The organism is Sphingobium xanthum, from assembly GCF_019737615.1.
GTDB classification, from domain to species: domain Bacteria; phylum Pseudomonadota; class Alphaproteobacteria; order Sphingomonadales; family Sphingomonadaceae; genus Sphingobium; species Sphingobium xanthum.
In genome coordinates this window covers 115773-131348 of the sequence record NZ_JAHKKS010000008.1, presented here as the reverse complement: position 1 = coordinate 131348, position 15576 = coordinate 115773, and the positions used below count along the sequence as shown (strand labels likewise).

The following is a 15576-nucleotide window of genomic DNA, read 5'->3' as shown; positions in this document are numbered from 1 at the left end:
TTATGGCAGCCAAGGACGTCAAATTTTCGCGCGACGCTCGTGAGCGCATCCTGCGCGGCGTCGATATCCTCGCCGACGCGGTGAAGGTCACGCTGGGCCCGAAGGGCCGTAACGTCGTCATCGACAAGAGCTTCGGCGCTCCGCGCATCACCAAGGACGGCGTCAGCGTCGCCAAGGAAATCGAACTCAAGGACAAGTTCGAGAATATGGGCGCGCAGATGGTGCGCGAAGTGGCCTCGAAGACCAACGACATCGCCGGCGACGGCACCACCACCGCGACCGTTCTCGCCCAGGCGATCGTGCGCGAGGGCATGAAGTCGGTTGCCGCCGGCATGAACCCGATGGACCTCAAGCGCGGCATCGATCTCGCCGTGATCAAGGTCGTCGAGGACCTCAAGGCCCGTTCGACCCCGGTCTCCGGTACGCAGGAAATCGCCCAGGTCGGTATCATCTCGGCCAATGGCGACGTGGAAGTCGGCGAAAAGATCGCTGAAGCCATGGAGAAGGTCGGCAAGGAAGGCGTGATCACCGTCGAAGAGGCCAAGGGTCTCGACTTCGAGCTCGACGTCGTCGAGGGTATGCAGTTCGATCGTGGCTATCTCTCGCCCTACTTCATCACCAACCCCGAGAAGATGCAGGTCGAGTTGAACGACCCCTACATCCTCATCCACGAGAAGAAGCTGTCGTCGCTCCAGTCGATGCTGCCGATCCTCGAGGCCGTGGTGCAGTCGGGCCGTCCGCTCCTCATCATCGCCGAGGACATCGAGGGCGAGGCTCTGGCCACGCTCGTCGTCAACAAGCTGCGTGGCGGCCTGAAGATCGCTGCCGTCAAGGCGCCGGGCTTCGGCGATCGTCGCAAGGCGATGCTCGAGGACATCGCGATCCTGACCAACGGTCAGATGATCTCGGAAGATCTCGGCATCAAGCTCGAGACCGTCACCCTCGGCATGCTCGGCCAGGCCAAGCGCGTCACCATCGACAAGGACAACACGACCATCGTCGACGGTTCGGGCGAAGCTGATGCCATCAAGGGCCGTGTCGAGCAGATCCGCTCGCAGATCGAGTCGACCACGTCGGACTATGACCGCGAGAAGCTGCAGGAGCGTCTTGCCAAGCTCGCTGGCGGCGTGGCCGTCATCAAGGTCGGCGGCGCGTCGGAAGTGGAAGTCAAGGAGCGCAAGGACCGCGTCGATGACGCTCTCCATGCGACTCGCGCTGCTGTCGAAGAGGGCATCGTCCCTGGCGGCGGCACGGCTCTCCTCTACGCGACCAAGGCGCTTGACGGCCTGAAGGGCGCCAATGACGACCAGACGCGCGGCGTCGACATCATCCGCAAGGCGATCGAGGCTCCGCTTCGTCAGATCGCCCAGAATGCGGGCGTCGATGGCGCCGTCGTCGCTGGCAACCTGCTGCGCGAAGGCAATGTCGATCAGGGCTTCAACGCCGCGACCGACACCTATGAGAACCTCAAGGCGGCTGGCGTCGTCGACCCGACCAAGGTCGTCCGCGCTGCCCTGCAGGACGCGGCTTCGGTCGCCGGCCTGCTGATCACCACCGAGGCGACCATTGCCGAGCTGCCGGAAGACAAGGCTGCTCCGGCCGGCATGCCCGGCGGCATGGGCGGCATGGGCGGCATGGACTTCTAAGTCCGCGCTCGGGCGATGCCGGCTCCGGCCGGCATCCCGTCACAGACAAGAAAGGCCGGCGACGCGAGTCGCCGGCCTTTTTGTGTGTCCAGGATGCCTCACTGACGACGGCGCGTCCGCGCCAATATGGCCAAATCGCCGTTCGCCCTGAGCTTGTCGAAGGGCTGTCCTTCTCTCGGCATCACGCGCGGCCGACATGAAGTGCAGCCCCCTTCGACTGCCTGCCAAGGCAGGCGCTCAGGACAGGCTTCGACAGGCTGAGAGCGAACGGATCAACTTGGAGGAGCACGGTTCCCGCACATGCTAAATGGGGGTCGGCATTGCTGCCGACCCCCACTGTACCACCGCTTTCCAGTCCGTTGCCGAACATCCACCGGCGGCATGGCGCGCAATCAAACCTGGAGGTCCCATGTGCGCCGACTTTCCATCGCCTCGCGGCTGATTGAAAGCCTTTGATCCGTCCCTGGCCTGAAGGCCGCTTCCGGATCGGCCGAGTTTCATCGTCCGAAGACGACGAAGCCTGGCCTTTGCCGGAGTATCTCCTCCGCCTAGACGGCGGTCTCGAAAACTCCGTCCCTCTGCCTCGCGAGGTCCGCTTCACGAGGAAGCGAGACCCGTGCGTCCGGCTTTGGGCCAAGCTTGAGAACATTCGCGTTGCCGCGCTCGCCTTTCAGCTTGTCCAGATTGCTCTCAAGTCTTTGATTTCTCTCGGACTTTCCTTCGCTCTGTGACTAGGATGGTGTCACGAGTTTCGAGTCGCACAAAGCGGAATCTGTTGCTGCAAATGCGCTCCGCCACGCAAATCTGTGGACGAATGTGGATAAGTTTGGGGGTGATTTGTGCGGACCGGGCACGAACGGGCGATATTCCGCGACTTGCGGGCGCTTTGCCCAAGAAAAAAGACGGCACCATGACGATGCCGTCCTTTTGATCTTTTTCTCGTCCGGGTCGCTGCCGAGCGGCTGACCCCGACCGGTCACATCAGAAGTGGCCGATCACGAACGGACCGGTCACCGCGGCAGTCGCGATGTAAGCGGCCCAGATCTTCTTCCAGAAACGCATGATGTTCTCCATCGGTAGGCCAGACATGGCCTCCCCTTGCTTCCGATGGCGCATATATGTTGCGTCGCAACAAATTCAATTGCAAAGCTATCTAGTAGATTGCAAAAAATGCATCTGTCCGGTTTTCAGACGGAACGGGCAATCATGCCTTTTCGCCAGCCATTTCGAGGATTTTGGTCCATTCATCGTCGCGCACCGGGGCCACGGAAAGGCGGGACTGGCGGATGAGTTCCATCTTCGCAAGTGCGGGCTCGGCCTTGATTGCCTTGAGCGTCACCGGGTTGGCGAGCTTCTTCACGGGAGACACCTCGACCGCCATCCACTTGCCGGTCGGGTCCGTGCTGTCCTGCTCCGCCTTGCGCACGATCTCCATGATGCCCACGCATTCGAGGCCGATATTGCTGTGATAGAAGAAGGCGCGGTCGCCCAGTTCCATCGCCTTCATGTTGAGCTGCGCCGTGTGATTGCGCACCCCGTCCCATTCGGCGCGACCCTTCTTCACCAGATCGTCCCAGGAGAAGGCATCGGGCTCTGATTTCATCAGCCAGTAGCGCATGTTCGTTCGGTTCCTCCGTGCGGCGGACCGGCAATTCCATGCGCCACGCGCCGACGCAAGCCCTGTTGCGGCGACGCCCACAGTTGACAGGCGCAGGTGACAGGCGGACTGCGACGCCCTAGTTTGGCGGCAATCATTCCCTTCTGTCCGCGAGTCCGGCCATGACCTCCTCCAATGTTCTCGAACAGGTCCCTGTTCTCTCCCTCTCCAAGCTCGACGCGCCGGCCTTTGCCGATGCGATCGGCGGCAGCTTCCGCGAATTCGGCTTTGCCATCGTGGTCGATCACGGCATCGATCAGGATCTGATCGCGCGCGGCTGGGCGCTCGCCAAGGCGTTCTTCGCCCTGCCCGAGGAAGCCAAGCGCGCCTATCTCGTGCCCGGCGGCGGCGGCCAGCGCGGCTACACCGCGTTCGGCACCGAGATCGCCAAGGGCGCGAGCGAGAATGACCTCAAGGAATTCTGGCATGTCGGCCGCGATTTGCCCGAAGGCGATGCGCTCGCCGCCGACATGGCGCCCAATGTCTGGCCGAGCGAGATCGACGGCTTCCACGAGACCTTCGCCGCACTCTACAAGGCGTTCGACGTCGCCGGATCGCGGATTCTCTCCGGCGTCGCGCTCTATCTCGGCCTCCCCGCCGACTGGTTCGATGCGCGCATCGAGCGCGGCAACTCGATCCTGCGCCTGCTACATTATCCGCCGGTCTCGGCGGAGGCGCCGGGCGTGCGCGCCGGCGCGCATGAGGACATCAATCTTATTACGCTGCTCGCCGGCGCCGAAGAAGGCGGACTGCAGCTCAAGACGCGCGCGGGCGAGTGGATCCCCGTCACGCCGCCGCCGGGCGGCCTCGCCATCAATGTCGGCGACATGCTCCAGCGCCTCACCAATCATGTGCTGCCTTCGACCAGCCACCGCGTGGTCAATCCGCCGGCCGAGCGCCGCCACATCCCGCGCTATTCCATGCCCTTCTTCCTGCATCTGCGGCCGGACGTGATGATCGAGGCGTTGCCGCAATGCGTGACGAGCGACAATCCGCTGCGCGAACCGCCGATCAGCGCGCACGATTATCTGCACGAGCGGCTTCGGGAGATCGGCCTCAAGAAGGGCTAGTTGCGGATCATTTCCGCCAGCGCGCCAGCGTGATGCCGATCTTCTCGCTCCGCTCCGAGAGCGCCAGCTTGACGATCTTGACCGTGACGTGGAGCGCCTTCTTGTCCTGAAGGAAGACAGTGTCGATGATATGGTCGGCCACGGCCTCGATCAGGGTGAAATGCTGGCCACGGGTCAGCGCCGTGGTCGCCGCATGCTTGAGGTCCATGTAGTTCTTCGAGAGACTCAGCGATCCGTTCGGCTCGTAATGGTCAGCATGCTTGAGCAGCGCGCGCACGCCGATACGCAGCGGCTGGGGAAGATGCGTCTCTTCGGAATAGATGCCGGTCAGCACATCGACCTCGAGATCGTCGATCTCCAGCACCAGCATGTCGTCCATCGCGCCTGGCGCGCCCTGCGGCCCCCATTGTCCCATGACCTGCCTCAGATAGTCCTTTTCATTTGGGCGCGAGCCGCTAAAGGCGCCGCCTCGGGCGCCTATTGCCCGCCTGAAGGACGAACGCAAGCGGTGACGGGAATCAGGGAACTGGTAGGCGCGGGAGACGCGGCGGTCGCCGGGCTGCTCGATGCAGCCTTCGGCCCGAATCGTCACGGCCGCACGGCCTACCGGATTCGACTCGGCATGGCCTGGTTCACCGATCTCTCCTTCGGCGCCTTCGATGCCGATGGCCGACTGATCGGATCGCTGCAGAGCTGGCCGGTCGCGCTGCACGAGCCGGACGGCACGCAGGCGCCGCTCGTCATGGTCGGCCCGGTCGCGGTTCGGCCGGACGCACAGCGCCACGGCATCGGCCGCGCGCTCATGGACCGGCTGATCGAGACAGTCGATGCGCATCCCGGCGACCCGCTCGTGATGATCGGCGATCCGGAATATTATGGTCGCTTCTGGGGCTTCACCGCGGAAGCTACCGGCGGATGGACCGCACCCGGCCCGGTCGAGCGGCACCGGCTGCTGACCCGCGCCGCCGCGCAGACGGCCTTGCCAGCGACTGGTATGCTCGGTCCGCGCGGCGCCCCTTTCCCGCTTGCCACCGAGGCGCAGCAGACCCGACAAGGCGCGTGACGATCGCTCAGGGCGCGGGCGGCATGCCTTCCGCGAAGAAGAGCTGCGCCGTCGAAGCGCGCTGGCGGATCGGAATGAGCGCCTGATATTCCGGCGAATAATATTGGGCCTTTGCCGCAGCCAGGCTCGGATACTCGACAATGGCGACTCGCGGCACCGGCGCTGCCCCTTCCGCCGCAACCGGATTGCCGCCGCGCACGAGATAGCGCCCGCCATATTTGGCGACGATCGGCGCCGTCTGGTCGGCATAGGTCTTGTAGGTCGCGGGATCGGTCACGGTGATCTGGGCGATGACATAGCCTTTGGGCGTCGGCGCATCGGCCGCACCCGCCGCATAGCCGATGCCCAGCAAAGCCGCGCCGCACAGGATCGTGAGAATCGTGTTGCGCGTGATCATGGCTGCTCTCCCCTAAGTCCGATGACCAAGCGTGCCTCTTCTTCCCCTTGTCCGCAAGACGGCGGAGACACGGATCTGCACGCCCGGTCCGACATCCCTTTGCCAAGCCCGGTCCGCGCGCTTATCTGCTCAGCCATGAGCGCGCCGACCGATCCCCGACTTGAGCTGCCGATCGCCGGCGTGCCCGACGATCGCGGCACGCGCTATCCGGTCGAGCAATGGCATCCGACCCGCTGCGGCCACAGCGCGATGCGCATCGACGGCGAAGGCCGCTGGTTTCACGAGGGCCGCGAGATTCGCCGGCCGGAACTGGTGAGCCTGTTCGCGCGGCTGCTGCGCCGCGAGCCGGACGGGCGGCATGTGCTGGTGACGCCGGTCGAGATGCTCGACATCGATGTGGATGATGCGCCGCTCGTCGCGGTCGATATGGCCAGCGAGGGCGAAGGCGAAGCACGGACGCTGCGGTTCCGCATCGGCGCCACGGGGCTGTGGAGCGACGCCGACGCGCGACATCCGATCCATGTCGAGCAGACGGATGCCGGGCCGCGCCCCTATCTCGGGCTCGACGCCGGACTGCGCGCTCGCATTGCGCGGCCGGTCTATTATGCTCTGGCCGATCTCGCCATCGAGGAAGGCCACGATCCACCGGGTCTCTGGAGCAGCGGCGCCTTTCATCCGCTGGAGAGCGCGGCATGACCTTGCGCAAGCGCCTGTCCTCCGCGCTCGACCGCGGGCTCGACCAGCCCCAGGCGCAGGATGTCTTCCTTTACCAAAACCGGCCGATGCCGGACGGCTCTTTCACGCCGGCTGCCGTGCTGATCGCCATCACCGACCGCGCACAGCCCGGCATGATCCTGACGCAGCGCCATGCCGGCCTGCGCGCCCATGCCGGGCAGGTCGCCTTTCCCGGCGGCAGGCTCGACCCGGAGGATGCGGACGCCATCGCCGCCGCCCTGCGCGAAGCGGAGGAGGAAATCGCCCTTCCCCGCGACGTCGTCGAGGTGCTGGGCCGCTCGGACCTGTTCCGCACCGGCACCGGCTTTTCGATCGAGCCGATCGTCGGCATCGTGCCGCCCGATCTGCCGCTGCATCCGGCCGAGGCGGAAGTGGACGCCATCTTCGAAGTGCCGCTCGACTTCCTGCTCGATCCCGCCAATCGCGACTACAAGACCGTCGAGTGGCAAGGGGGGCTGCGCAGCTATTATGAGTTCGTCTGGGAAGACAGGCGCATCTGGGGCGTGACGGCGGCCATGCTGGTCAATCTCGCACGGCGAATCGAGGCGGCGGATGCCGGCGCCCTGCGGGAGGGCCTGTGATCGACGCCTTGCCGGACGTCCTGCCGGATGCCGACTGGCGCGGTCGCAAGGATCTGGACCGGCTTTGCGAGGTGCTTGGCGCGCAGGAAGGCGAAGCCCGTTTTGTCGGCGGCGCAGTGCGTGACGGGCTGCTTGGCCTGCCGGTCAAGGATGTCGACATCGCGACGCTGCACCGGCCCGAGAACGTCGTGGAGCGGATCAAGGCTGCCGGTTTCAAGGCAGTCCCGACCGGCATTGCGCATGGCACCGTGACCGCCGTACTCAATGGCTGGCCGGTCGAGATCACGACCCTGCGCCGCGACGTCTCGACCGACGGGCGGCGCGCAACCGTCGCCTTCGGCACGGACTGGGTCGAGGATGCGGCGCGACGCGACTTCACGATGAATGCGCTCTTCGCCGATCCGCAGACGGGAACGCTCTTCGACTATTTCGATGGCCGGGCCGATCTCGCCGCGCGGCGCGTGCGCTTCATCGGCGATCCGCTGGCGCGCATCGCCGAGGATCATCTGCGCATCCTGCGCTACTTCCGCTTCACGGCGCGCTTCGGCGCGCTTGACCGATCGTCGCCCGACTATGCCGCCTGCGTCCAGAGCGCGACGAGTCTCATGGCCCTCTCGCGCGAGCGCATCGCCGACGAATTGCTGCGGCTGCTCGGCTTGCCCGACCCGTGCGAAGTGATCGCGGCGATGGTCGAGGACGATGTGCTGAAACCGGTTCTGCCGGAAGTGAACGACCTCGGCGTCGCTGTCCTGGCCACGCTCATCCGGGCCGAGCATCAGCAAGGGATCGCCCCCGACGCGCTACGCCGCCTTGCCGCCCTGCTGCCCCTCGACAGCGGTCTCGCGGAACAGATCGGCGCGCGGCTGCGCCTCTCGAACAAGGCCCGGCAGCGGCTCCGGAAAGCAATAACGCTCGTCGATGCGACGTCGCCCGAGGCGCTCACCTATCGCATCGGCCCGGAAAGCGCTGTCGACCAGCTTCTGCTCGGTCGCGCCTTCTCGCCCATGCTCGCGCCGAAGATCGCGACCTGGCCCGTCCCCAAGTTTCCGCTGAGCGGCGGCGACCTGATTGCCATGGGGCTGGTTGCGGGGCCGGAGGTCGCCAAGACGCTGCAGGCGCTGGAACAATCATGGGTGGAAGCCGGCTTCCCGCCGGAAGGGCAAGCGCGCGCAATGGCGGCTCAGATGATCAAGGGATGGCTCAAATGATCGTCGCGTCGCTGCGGTCCGACCAGTAGCGATAGGCATCGAGCGGCGGCAGGGGCTTGGCAAAATAATAGCCCTGGCCGAAATCGCAGCCGAGCTTGCGTAACTCGTCCGCCATGGCGCGGGTCTCGATGCCTTCCGCCGTGGTCTTCATGCCAAGCGCGCCGGCGAGGCTGATGATGGCGCGGACGAGCGCGACCTTGTTGGGATCGCCGATCATGTCCGTCACGAAGCTGCGGTCGATCTTGAGGAGATCGATGGGCAACGATTGCAGCCCGGAGATGTTCGAGAAGCCGGTGCCGAAATCGTCCATGGCGACCGTCACGTCCATTGCCCGCAGCGCGGCGAGCAGCTGGCGCGTCTTGTCGGGATCGGTGATGAGCGCGCTCTCGGTGAGCTCGATGACGAGCCGGCTGCCATCGACGCCGGCATAGCGCAGCGCTTCCTCGACTGCGCGCGGCACATTGTCGCGCACCATCTGCACCGGCGAGAGATTGACGTTCATCGTGATCGGCAGCAGCTCGCCATAGCGGCGGTCCCAGTCGGCCAGCGTCTGCACGCATTCGCACATGGCCCAGCGGCCGAGCGGCACGATCAGGCCGGACTCCTCCGCTACCGGGATGAACTCGGTTGGCGATACCGGGCCGAGCACCGAATCTTCCCAGCGTGCCAGCGCCTCGAAGCCTTTGACCTCGCCGGTCTGCAGATTGATGAGCGGCTGGAAGACCATGGTGAGCGCACCATGCTCGATCGCCTCGCGCAAGCGGTTCTCCAGCGTGAAGCGCTTCAGCGCCTCGCGCAACACATGCGCGCGATAGACTTCGAGCGTGCCCGACTGCTTGGCGCGCTTGACCGCGGCCTGGGCCTGGCGAAGCAGATTTTCGACATCGTCGTCATCATCGTCCTGCGCCAGTGCGCAGCCCAGAGCGACCTCGACATTGATGAGATAGGAGGAGAGACGGATCGGCTGCTCGAAGGCCTTGCGCACGCGATCGGCGATCTGCAGCACTTCGGAGAGGCCGTGGGTGACATGCGCGAAGATCGCGAACTCGTTGCCGCCGATGCGCGCCAGCACGTCGCCCGCGCGCAGCACCGATTTGACGCGGCGGGCCACCGTGATGATCAGCTCGTCGCCCGCCATCGCGCCCAGCGATTCGTTGATGCGGCTGAAGCGAATGAGATCGAGCGCAATGATCGCGTAGTTCGGGCGCCCGGGCATCTCGGTCTCGGCGCCCGTGTCGCCGACAAGAAGCTCGATCTCCTCGACGAAGCCGATGCGATTGGGCAGCGACGTCAGGCTATCGGTCAGCAGCTCCTTGCGCAGGGTGCTTTCCGCCTTGCGCTCGCTGGTCCGGTCGGTCGCGGTGAAGAGCAGCGCCGATTCGTCGCCCTCGTCGCCATCGACCCAGGTCAGCGAGCAGCTGAACACGCGGATGCCGAGCCGGCCCTGGAACTCGAGCTCGAATCGGTCGGAGGCGCGGCGCGACGTGAACATGGCCAGCGCGCGTTCGCGCCAGTCGAAATCGCGGCCCGTGCGCCGCTCGGCCATGGCACTGCTCGATTCGATCTCGCTGTCGAACCGGGTGAACTCCTCGTTGATTCCGAAGACCTCGACCGTTTCGCCGGAGGGACGGAGCATGGCCGCAGGATAGGGCAAAGCACGCAAAAGCGCCGAATAGCCGCCGGCCGGCGCGCCCGGCTCCTCGCCGATCCGCTGGACACGACGAGAGGCGGGCTGCGTCGCCATCGCAGCCGCCGAATTTTCCGCATCGTGTTTTGCGCGGATAGTCATGACCCACGGCATAGGCGCCCGTGGTAAATTAAGGCTAAAGCATATGACGATTCGAGACTCGTTGGTTGACAATGCCAACGGGCAGGCATCGGTGCCTCGTCAGTCGAAACGATTGTCCCTCGGGAAGCCGGTCGGCGGCATCCGTCCGGCGGCGCCGCGGGCCGCGCGCCAGGGCAGCAGATCGGTCTCGGTGCGCGTGCGACCGGTCTCCCCGCCCATCGTCCAGCTCAGCCCCTGCGCCAGCACGAGAGTGGTCGCATCGGCAAGGCCGCCATCCTTGTAGCGCTGGAGCGTGACGCCCTGTCCGCGCGTCATTTCGGGCAATTCCGCGATCGAGAAGATGACGAGCTTGCGGTTGTCGCCGATCGTTGCGACCGAATCGGCGCCCGGCATGATCGGCCGAACGATCTTGAGGCTCGCCTTGTCCTTGAGATTGACCACCTGCCTGCCCTTGCGCGTCTCGGCGATGATCTCGCCGATCGGGGCGATGAAGCCGCGCCCGTCGCTGGCGGCAAGCAGCAGCCGTCCGTCGAGCCTGGCCGGGAGCAGCGCGATGATGCTGGTCTCGTTGGGCAGGTCGATCATCAGGCGCACCGGCTCGCCGAAGCCGCGCCCGCCGGGCAGCTTGTCCGCGCCGAGGGTGAAAAAGCGTCCGTCCGATCCTGCCAGCAGGATCTTGTCGGTGGTCTGCGCATGGAAGGCATAGGCCGGGCCATCGCCTTCCTTGAACTTCAGCGTCTCGGTCGAGCTGAGATCGACATGGCCCTTCATCGCGCGGATCCAGCCGCGCTGCGACATGATGACGGTGATCGGCTCGCGCTCGATCATCGCTTCCAGCGGAATCTCGCGCGCCGGGCCGGCCTGCTCCAGCCCCGTGCGCCGCGCGCCGATGCCTTGATCGGGCGTGTAGCGCTTGCGCAGTTCGGCGAGGTCCTTCTTGAGCTTGCGGCGCTGACGGCCCGGCTCCGCGACCAGCTTGTGCAGCTCCTCGCGCTCCTTGGTCAGCTCCGTATGCTCGCGGCGCAGCTCCATTTCCTCCAGCCGGCGGAGCGACCGCAGGCGCATGTTGAGGATCGCCTCGGCCTGTCGGTCGGTCAGCTGGAACTCGGCCATCATGATCGGCTTGGGCTCGTCCTCGGTGCGGATGATCTGGATCACCCGATCGAGGTTCAGATAGGCGATGATATAGCCGTCGAGCAGCTCCAGCCGGCTGTCGATCTGGGCAATGCGGTGGTTTGCGCGGCGGACCAGCACCTCGATCTGGTGGACCAGCCAGGCGAGCAGCAGATCCTTGAGACCCATGACGCGCGGCGTGCGGTCCGCACCCAGCACGTTCATGTTGAGCGGGAAGCGGTTTTCGAGATCGGTCAGCCGGAACAGGCTGTCCATCAGCACATCGGGATCGACCGTGCGGGCGCGCGGTTCCAGCACGATGCGCAAGGTCTCGTCCGATTCGTCGCGGACGTCGGCGAGGATCGGCAGCTTCTTGTCGGCGATGAGCTGGGCGATCTGCTCGATCAGCTTGCCCTTGGCGACGCCATAGGGAATCTGATCGACCACCGCGATCCAGGTGCCGCGCCCCTCGTCCTCCTTGTGCCAGCGTGCCCGCGTGCGCAGGCTGCCGCGACCGGTCGCATAAGCGTCCGAAATGATCTGTGGCGGATCGACCAGCAGGCCGCCGGTCGGGAAGTCCGGCCCGCGCATCAGCTCCATGAGCTGGGCATGCTCGGCCTTCGGCTCGTCGATGAGCAGGCTGGCCGCGTCGATGATCTCGGCGACATTGTGCGGCGGGATGCTGGTCGCCATGCCGACCGCGATGCCGCTCGCGCCATTGGCGAGCAGATTGGGGAAGAGGCCGGGGAAGATGTCCGGCTCTTCCTCTTCGCCATTGTAGGTGGGGCGGAAATCGACCGTGCCCTGATCGAGCCCGGCCATGAGATCGGCCGCAGCCTGGGTCAGCCGCGCCTCGGTGTAGCGCATGGCCGCGGCGTTATCGCCGTCGATATTGCCGAAATTGCCCTGCCCGTCGATCAGCGGGGTGCGCAGCGAGAAATCCTGCGCGAGGCGGACGAGCGCATCATAAACCGACTGGTCGCCATGCGGGTGGTACTTGCCGATGACATCGCCGACGACGCGGGCGCACTTCTTGTAGGCAGTGTTGTTGCGCTCGGGATTGGCGACCAGCACATCCGGCGCCGGGCCGCTCGGCTCCAGTCGCAGCAGGCGCATCGCCCAGAGCAGGCGGCGATGGACCGGCTTCAAGCCGTCGCGCAGATCCGGCAGCGAGCGCGCCGTGATCGTCGAGAGCGCATAGACGAGGTAGCGCTCGGACAGGGCACTGTCGAAAGGATGGTCCTTGATGCCCTCGGGCACATCGGGAAGGTCGGTCATAAACTCCCCTAGCAAGCGGCAAGCGGCCTGCCCACTGGGATATTGACGCTTCCTTGCGTGGTTTGCGCGGAGTCGCTTGCGACGGGCGTTGGCGTCGAGGGCCTAGATTCAACGACTTGCCGAGATAACTTCTCCATGTTCGCGCATATGCGCCATGGTGATTTCGCAAAAGTTCGGTCGCGGCCGCAGAACGGCCCGAAAATTCGGCAGATTTTCAACGATGAGACAGAGCGCGGGTCGTGGAGGCAAGGCTCCAGCGCAAGAGAAGAGTGCCATGATCTTCGCCCTGTAGGACAGCGAAGATGACGATCATCCGTCCGTCGCATCGATGTTGCAGTGCAGCAAATCACCGACCATTAACCATATGAGGGTATCGATCGGATCGAGCCGCGCACCGGGCAGATATGGGCGCACGGCATTGGTCGCTTCGAGACAAGAGGGTGAGACATGCTGGCAATCGCGGCGCTGACCTACAGTGCGCTCATGAGTTTCGTTCTGTCGTCCGCATCGCGCAATCATCGCGCGGGACAGGCCCATCCTCGGGTGCTGCTTTATGTCGGCTATGTGCTGATCGGCCTGACAGCGGCGGGCGCGGGACTGCTGCCGGTCTGGGCGGCTTATAATCCGGCGGATGCGGCACAGTTCAGCAATGTGAGTTTCACGCTTTAACTCGCGTTACTCCTCTCCCCTTGCGGGAGAGGATACGAAGCCTTGCCGCTTCAGCGGTTAGGCGCCGTTGGAGAGGGGCTGCGGCCTCGCGCCATTCCCCCTCTCCAAGCTTCGCTAGCCAACATGCGTTGGCAAGCTGCGCTCGCTGTTGAATGCCGCGCGTTGGCGCCTTATTGCGCCTCCATGCCCACCTTCCCGAACCCCAGCTATCCCGCCATCCGCATGCGCCGTCTGCGCGCCTCGGCATGGAGCCGTGCGTTGCATGCCGAGCATCGACTCGCGCCCTCGGACTTCATCTGGCCGCTGTTCGTGACTGCGGGCAAGAACGTCGAGGAGCCGATCGCCAGCCTTCCGGGGGTCTCGCGCTGGTCGGTCGATCTGGCCGCGGCGCGCGCGAAGGACGCGGTGGCGCAGGGCATTCCCTGCCTCGCGCTCTTCCCCAATACCGAGGCCGACAAGCGCAGCGACGATGGCATCGAAGCGCTGAATCCCGATAACCTCATGTGTCAGGCGATCCGCGCCATCAAGGACGCGGTGCCGGAGATCGGCCTGCTGACCGACGTCGCGCTCGACCCTTATACCGCCCACGGGCAGGACGGGCTGCTCGACGAGATGGGCTATGTGGTCAACGATGCCACGGTCGATCTGCTGATCGGCCAGTCGCTCAATCAGGCAGCGGCGGGCGCGGACATCATTGCGCCCAGCGACATGATGGACGGGCGCGTCGGCGCGATCCGCGAGGCGCTGGAAGCCGAGGGCCACGCCAATGTCCAGATCATGGCCTATGCCGCCAAATATGCCTCGGCCTTCTATGGCCCGTTCCGCGATGCGGTCAGCTCGCGCGGGCTGCTCAAGGGCGACAAGAAGAACTACCAGATGGACCCGGCCAATGGTGCCGAGGCGCTGCGCGAAGTGGCGCTCGACATAGCCGAGGGCGCCGACAGCGTGATGGTGAAGCCGGGCCTGCCCTATCTCGACATCGTCGCGCGGGTGAAGGACGCCTTCGACGTGCCGGTCTTCGCTTATCAGGTGAGCGGCGAATATGCGATGATCGAGGCGGCGGCGGCCGTGGGCGCGGGCGACCGGGACGCGCTGGTTCTGGAAACGCTGATGGCCTTCAAGCGCGCGGGCTGCTCGGGCGTGCTGACCTATCATGCCCTGCATGCCGCGCGGCTGCTGAATGGATGAGTTCCGCATCGAGACGGAGCGGCTGATCCTGCGCGCATGGCGCGACGAGGATGCCTCGCCGTTTCATGCGATATGTAACGACCCGCGCGTCATGGAACATCTCGGGCCGTTGCAGAGCGCGGCCGAGATCGACGCGGCGATTGCCCGTCAGCGCGCCTTCCAGCGCAATTTCGACTGCTGCTTCTGGGCGGTGGAGCGGCGGGAGGATGGCGCGATGCTGGGCTTTTGCGGCGTGAAGCCCGGCCCGGCGGGGACGCCGATCGAGGATCGGCTCGAAATCGGCTGGCGTCTCGCCGCCGACGCCTGGGGCAAAGGCTATGCGCGCGAGGCGGCGCAGGCGACCCTCGATCATGTCTGGGCGCAGAGGACCAGCGCTTCGGTCTGGGCGATCACGACGCCCGGCAATGTGCGCAGTTGGGGCCTGATGCTGCGGCTCGGCATGGCGCGGCACGAAGAGCTCGATTTCGATCATCCCGCGCTGCCGGCCGACAGTCCGCTGCTACGCCACGTCACCTACAGCATCGCGCGGCCGTCATGAGCCGGATCATCGCCGAGACCGCACGCCTGCGGCTGCGCACGGAGGCGGAGGGCGATCAGGCCGTCTGGCTGGCGCATATGAACGTGCCCGACGTCATGGCCAATCTGGGTGGGCCGCAATCGGCCGAGCAGGTCGCCGCCAAGTTCGCCCGCATGGCCGGCGGCTGGGCGGAGGACGGCTTCTCCTTCATGCTGGTGGAGCGGGCAAGCGACGGCATGCTGATCGGCCATTGCGGCCTCTCGCGCATCCTGACCGCCTGCGCGCCGCCGGTCCTCGCGCGGCAAGTGCAGATCGGCTGGCTGCTGCGCGCCGACGCCTGGGGCCAGGGCTATGCCCGCGAGGCCGCACAGGGCGTGCTGGCGCTGGCATTCGGCGAGCTGGGCATGGAGATGGTCTATGCGCAGACCTCGGAAAGCAATCGCGGCTCCTGGGGGCTGATGGAGCGGCTCGGCATGACGCGGCGCGCCGACCTCGATTATCCCGATCCGGACTATCCGCCGGAGGATAATCCGACGATGGTGTATGAGCTCAGCCGGGAGAGTTGGGACCAAAGCTAACCCTCTCCCGCATGCGCGAGAGGGTAAGTTAGCCCTCACGTCCCGTTAACCCTGTTCTAAACTCCCTTGCTCTAGACCGACGCGCGA

Annotated in this window: 15 protein-coding genes; 10 read left to right on the top strand and 5 right to left on the bottom strand. The window is 65.5% G+C overall.

Annotation, left to right across the window (positions count from 1 at the left end):
* The first annotated feature begins 2 nt into the window (after positions 1-2).
* Positions 3-1646, top strand: a complete 1644-nt coding sequence (gene groL, locus KM135_RS13855) for a chaperonin GroEL (protein ID WP_221714605.1) — start codon at positions 3-5, stop codon at positions 1644-1646.
* Positions 1647-2850: 1204 nt separating this feature from the next.
* Here groL and KM135_RS13850 read toward each other — a convergent pair.
* Positions 2851-3264 (bottom strand): EVE domain-containing protein, encoded by a 414-nt coding sequence (locus KM135_RS13850; RefSeq protein WP_221714604.1) that lies wholly within the window; start codon positions 3262-3264, stop codon positions 2851-2853.
* A gap of 161 nt (positions 3265-3425) precedes the next feature.
* Between KM135_RS13850 and KM135_RS13845 the strand changes: the two genes are divergently transcribed.
* A complete protein-coding gene (locus KM135_RS13845; protein ID WP_221714603.1) occupies positions 3426-4373 on the top strand; it encodes an isopenicillin N synthase family dioxygenase in 948 nt (315 codons plus the stop codon).
* A 7-nt stretch (positions 4374-4380) separates the two neighbouring features.
* On the opposite strand, the gene KM135_RS13840 is transcribed toward KM135_RS13845, so the two are convergent.
* Positions 4381-4752 carry a dihydroneopterin aldolase gene (locus KM135_RS13840; RefSeq protein WP_221714703.1) on the bottom strand — a complete coding sequence of 124 codons (372 nt, stop codon included), beginning with the start codon at positions 4750-4752 and terminating at the stop codon, positions 4381-4383.
* A gap of 129 nt (positions 4753-4881) precedes the next feature.
* Here KM135_RS13840 and KM135_RS13835 point away from each other — a divergent pair, with 129 nt between their 5' ends.
* Positions 4882-5436 carry a GNAT family N-acetyltransferase gene (locus KM135_RS13835; protein WP_221714602.1) on the top strand — a complete coding sequence of 185 codons (555 nt, stop codon included), beginning with the start codon at positions 4882-4884 and terminating at the stop codon, positions 5434-5436.
* Positions 5437-5443: 7 nt separating this feature from the next.
* Here KM135_RS13835 and KM135_RS13830 read toward each other — a convergent pair whose 3' ends face one another.
* Complete coding sequence (locus tag KM135_RS13830; protein ID WP_221714601.1) at positions 5444-5833, bottom strand: DUF1330 domain-containing protein; 390 nt, start codon at positions 5831-5833, stop codon at positions 5444-5446.
* A 135-nt stretch (positions 5834-5968) separates the two neighbouring features.
* On the opposite strand from KM135_RS13830, the gene KM135_RS13825 reads away from it, so the two are divergent.
* From KM135_RS13825 to KM135_RS13815, 3 genes are read left to right on the top strand one after another with little or no spacing between them, the layout of a single operon-like run.
* Positions 5969-6529, top strand: coding sequence for a DUF1285 domain-containing protein (locus KM135_RS13825; protein WP_221714600.1), 561 nt, complete (start codon positions 5969-5971; stop codon positions 6527-6529).
* On the top strand, positions 6526-7149 hold the full coding sequence (locus KM135_RS13820) for a CoA pyrophosphatase (protein ID WP_221714599.1): 624 nt from the start codon (positions 6526-6528) through the stop codon (positions 7147-7149). The genes KM135_RS13825 and KM135_RS13820 overlap by 4 nt, the downstream gene beginning before the upstream one ends.
* Positions 7150-7157: 8 nt before the next feature.
* Positions 7158-8357 carry a CCA tRNA nucleotidyltransferase gene (locus KM135_RS13815; protein ID WP_221714702.1) on the top strand — a complete coding sequence of 400 codons (1200 nt, stop codon included), beginning with the start codon at positions 7158-7160 and terminating at the stop codon, positions 8355-8357.
* Here KM135_RS13815 and KM135_RS13810 read toward each other — a convergent pair.
* Positions 8350-10101 (bottom strand): putative bifunctional diguanylate cyclase/phosphodiesterase, encoded by a 1752-nt coding sequence (locus tag KM135_RS13810; RefSeq protein WP_246606107.1) that lies wholly within the window; start codon positions 10099-10101, stop codon positions 8350-8352. The genes KM135_RS13815 and KM135_RS13810 overlap by 8 nt on opposite strands.
* 144 nt (positions 10102-10245) lie before the next feature.
* Entirely contained in the window at positions 10246-12537 is a 2292-nt protein-coding gene (parC, locus tag KM135_RS13805) for a DNA topoisomerase IV subunit A (RefSeq protein WP_221714597.1), read from the bottom strand.
* 447 nt (positions 12538-12984) lie between these two features.
* On the opposite strand from parC, the gene KM135_RS13800 reads away from it, so the two are divergent.
* The 4 genes from KM135_RS13800 (at position 12985) to KM135_RS13785 (ending at position 15489) form a co-directional block, all read left to right on the top strand.
* A complete protein-coding gene (locus KM135_RS13800) occupies positions 12985-13206 on the top strand; it encodes a hypothetical protein (protein WP_221714713.1) in 222 nt (73 codons plus the stop codon).
* A 183-nt stretch (positions 13207-13389) separates the two neighbouring features.
* On the top strand, positions 13390-14394 hold the full coding sequence (gene hemB / locus KM135_RS13795) for a porphobilinogen synthase (protein ID WP_221714596.1): 1005 nt from the start codon (positions 13390-13392) through the stop codon (positions 14392-14394).
* The gene (locus tag KM135_RS13790) at positions 14387-14932 is read left to right on the top strand and encodes a GNAT family N-acetyltransferase (protein ID WP_221714595.1); all 546 of its coding nucleotides are present in this window, start codon (positions 14387-14389) and stop codon (positions 14930-14932) included. The genes hemB and KM135_RS13790 overlap by 8 nt, the downstream gene beginning before the upstream one ends.
* Positions 14929-15489, top strand: coding sequence for a GNAT family N-acetyltransferase (locus tag KM135_RS13785; RefSeq protein WP_221714594.1), 561 nt, complete (start codon positions 14929-14931; stop codon positions 15487-15489). Before KM135_RS13790 ends, KM135_RS13785 begins: the two co-directional genes overlap by 4 nt.
* Positions 15490-15576: the final 87 nt, after the last annotated feature.

Excerpts from the sequence above, each read along its gene's own strand:
- KM135_RS13800 (WP_221714713.1), top strand. The coding sequence starts at position 12,985 with ATGCTGGCAATCGCGGCGCTGACCTACAGTGCGCTCATGAGTTTCGTT.
- parC (WP_221714597.1), bottom strand. The coding sequence starts at position 12,537 with ATGACCGACCTTCCCGATGTGCCCGAGGGCATCAAGGACCATCCTTTC.
- groL (WP_221714605.1), top strand. The coding sequence starts at position 3 with ATGGCAGCCAAGGACGTCAAATTTTCGCGCGACGCTCGTGAGCGCATC.
- KM135_RS13825 (WP_221714600.1), top strand. The coding sequence starts at position 5,969 with ATGAGCGCGCCGACCGATCCCCGACTTGAGCTGCCGATCGCCGGCGTG.
- KM135_RS13845 (WP_221714603.1), top strand. The coding sequence starts at position 3,426 with ATGACCTCCTCCAATGTTCTCGAACAGGTCCCTGTTCTCTCCCTCTCC.
- KM135_RS13850 (WP_221714604.1), bottom strand. The coding sequence starts at position 3,264 with ATGCGCTACTGGCTGATGAAATCAGAGCCCGATGCCTTCTCCTGGGAC.
- KM135_RS13840 (WP_221714703.1), bottom strand. The coding sequence starts at position 4,752 with ATGGACGACATGCTGGTGCTGGAGATCGACGATCTCGAGGTCGATGTG.
- KM135_RS13790 (WP_221714595.1), top strand. The coding sequence starts at position 14,387 with ATGGATGAGTTCCGCATCGAGACGGAGCGGCTGATCCTGCGCGCATGG.
- hemB (WP_221714596.1), top strand. The coding sequence starts at position 13,390 with ATGCCCACCTTCCCGAACCCCAGCTATCCCGCCATCCGCATGCGCCGT.
- KM135_RS13820 (WP_221714599.1), top strand. The coding sequence starts at position 6,526 with ATGACCTTGCGCAAGCGCCTGTCCTCCGCGCTCGACCGCGGGCTCGAC.
- KM135_RS13810 (WP_246606107.1), bottom strand. The coding sequence starts at position 10,101 with ATGGCGACGCAGCCCGCCTCTCGTCGTGTCCAGCGGATCGGCGAGGAG.
- KM135_RS13830 (WP_221714601.1), bottom strand. The coding sequence starts at position 5,833 with ATGATCACGCGCAACACGATTCTCACGATCCTGTGCGGCGCGGCTTTG.
- KM135_RS13785 (WP_221714594.1), top strand. The coding sequence starts at position 14,929 with ATGAGCCGGATCATCGCCGAGACCGCACGCCTGCGGCTGCGCACGGAG.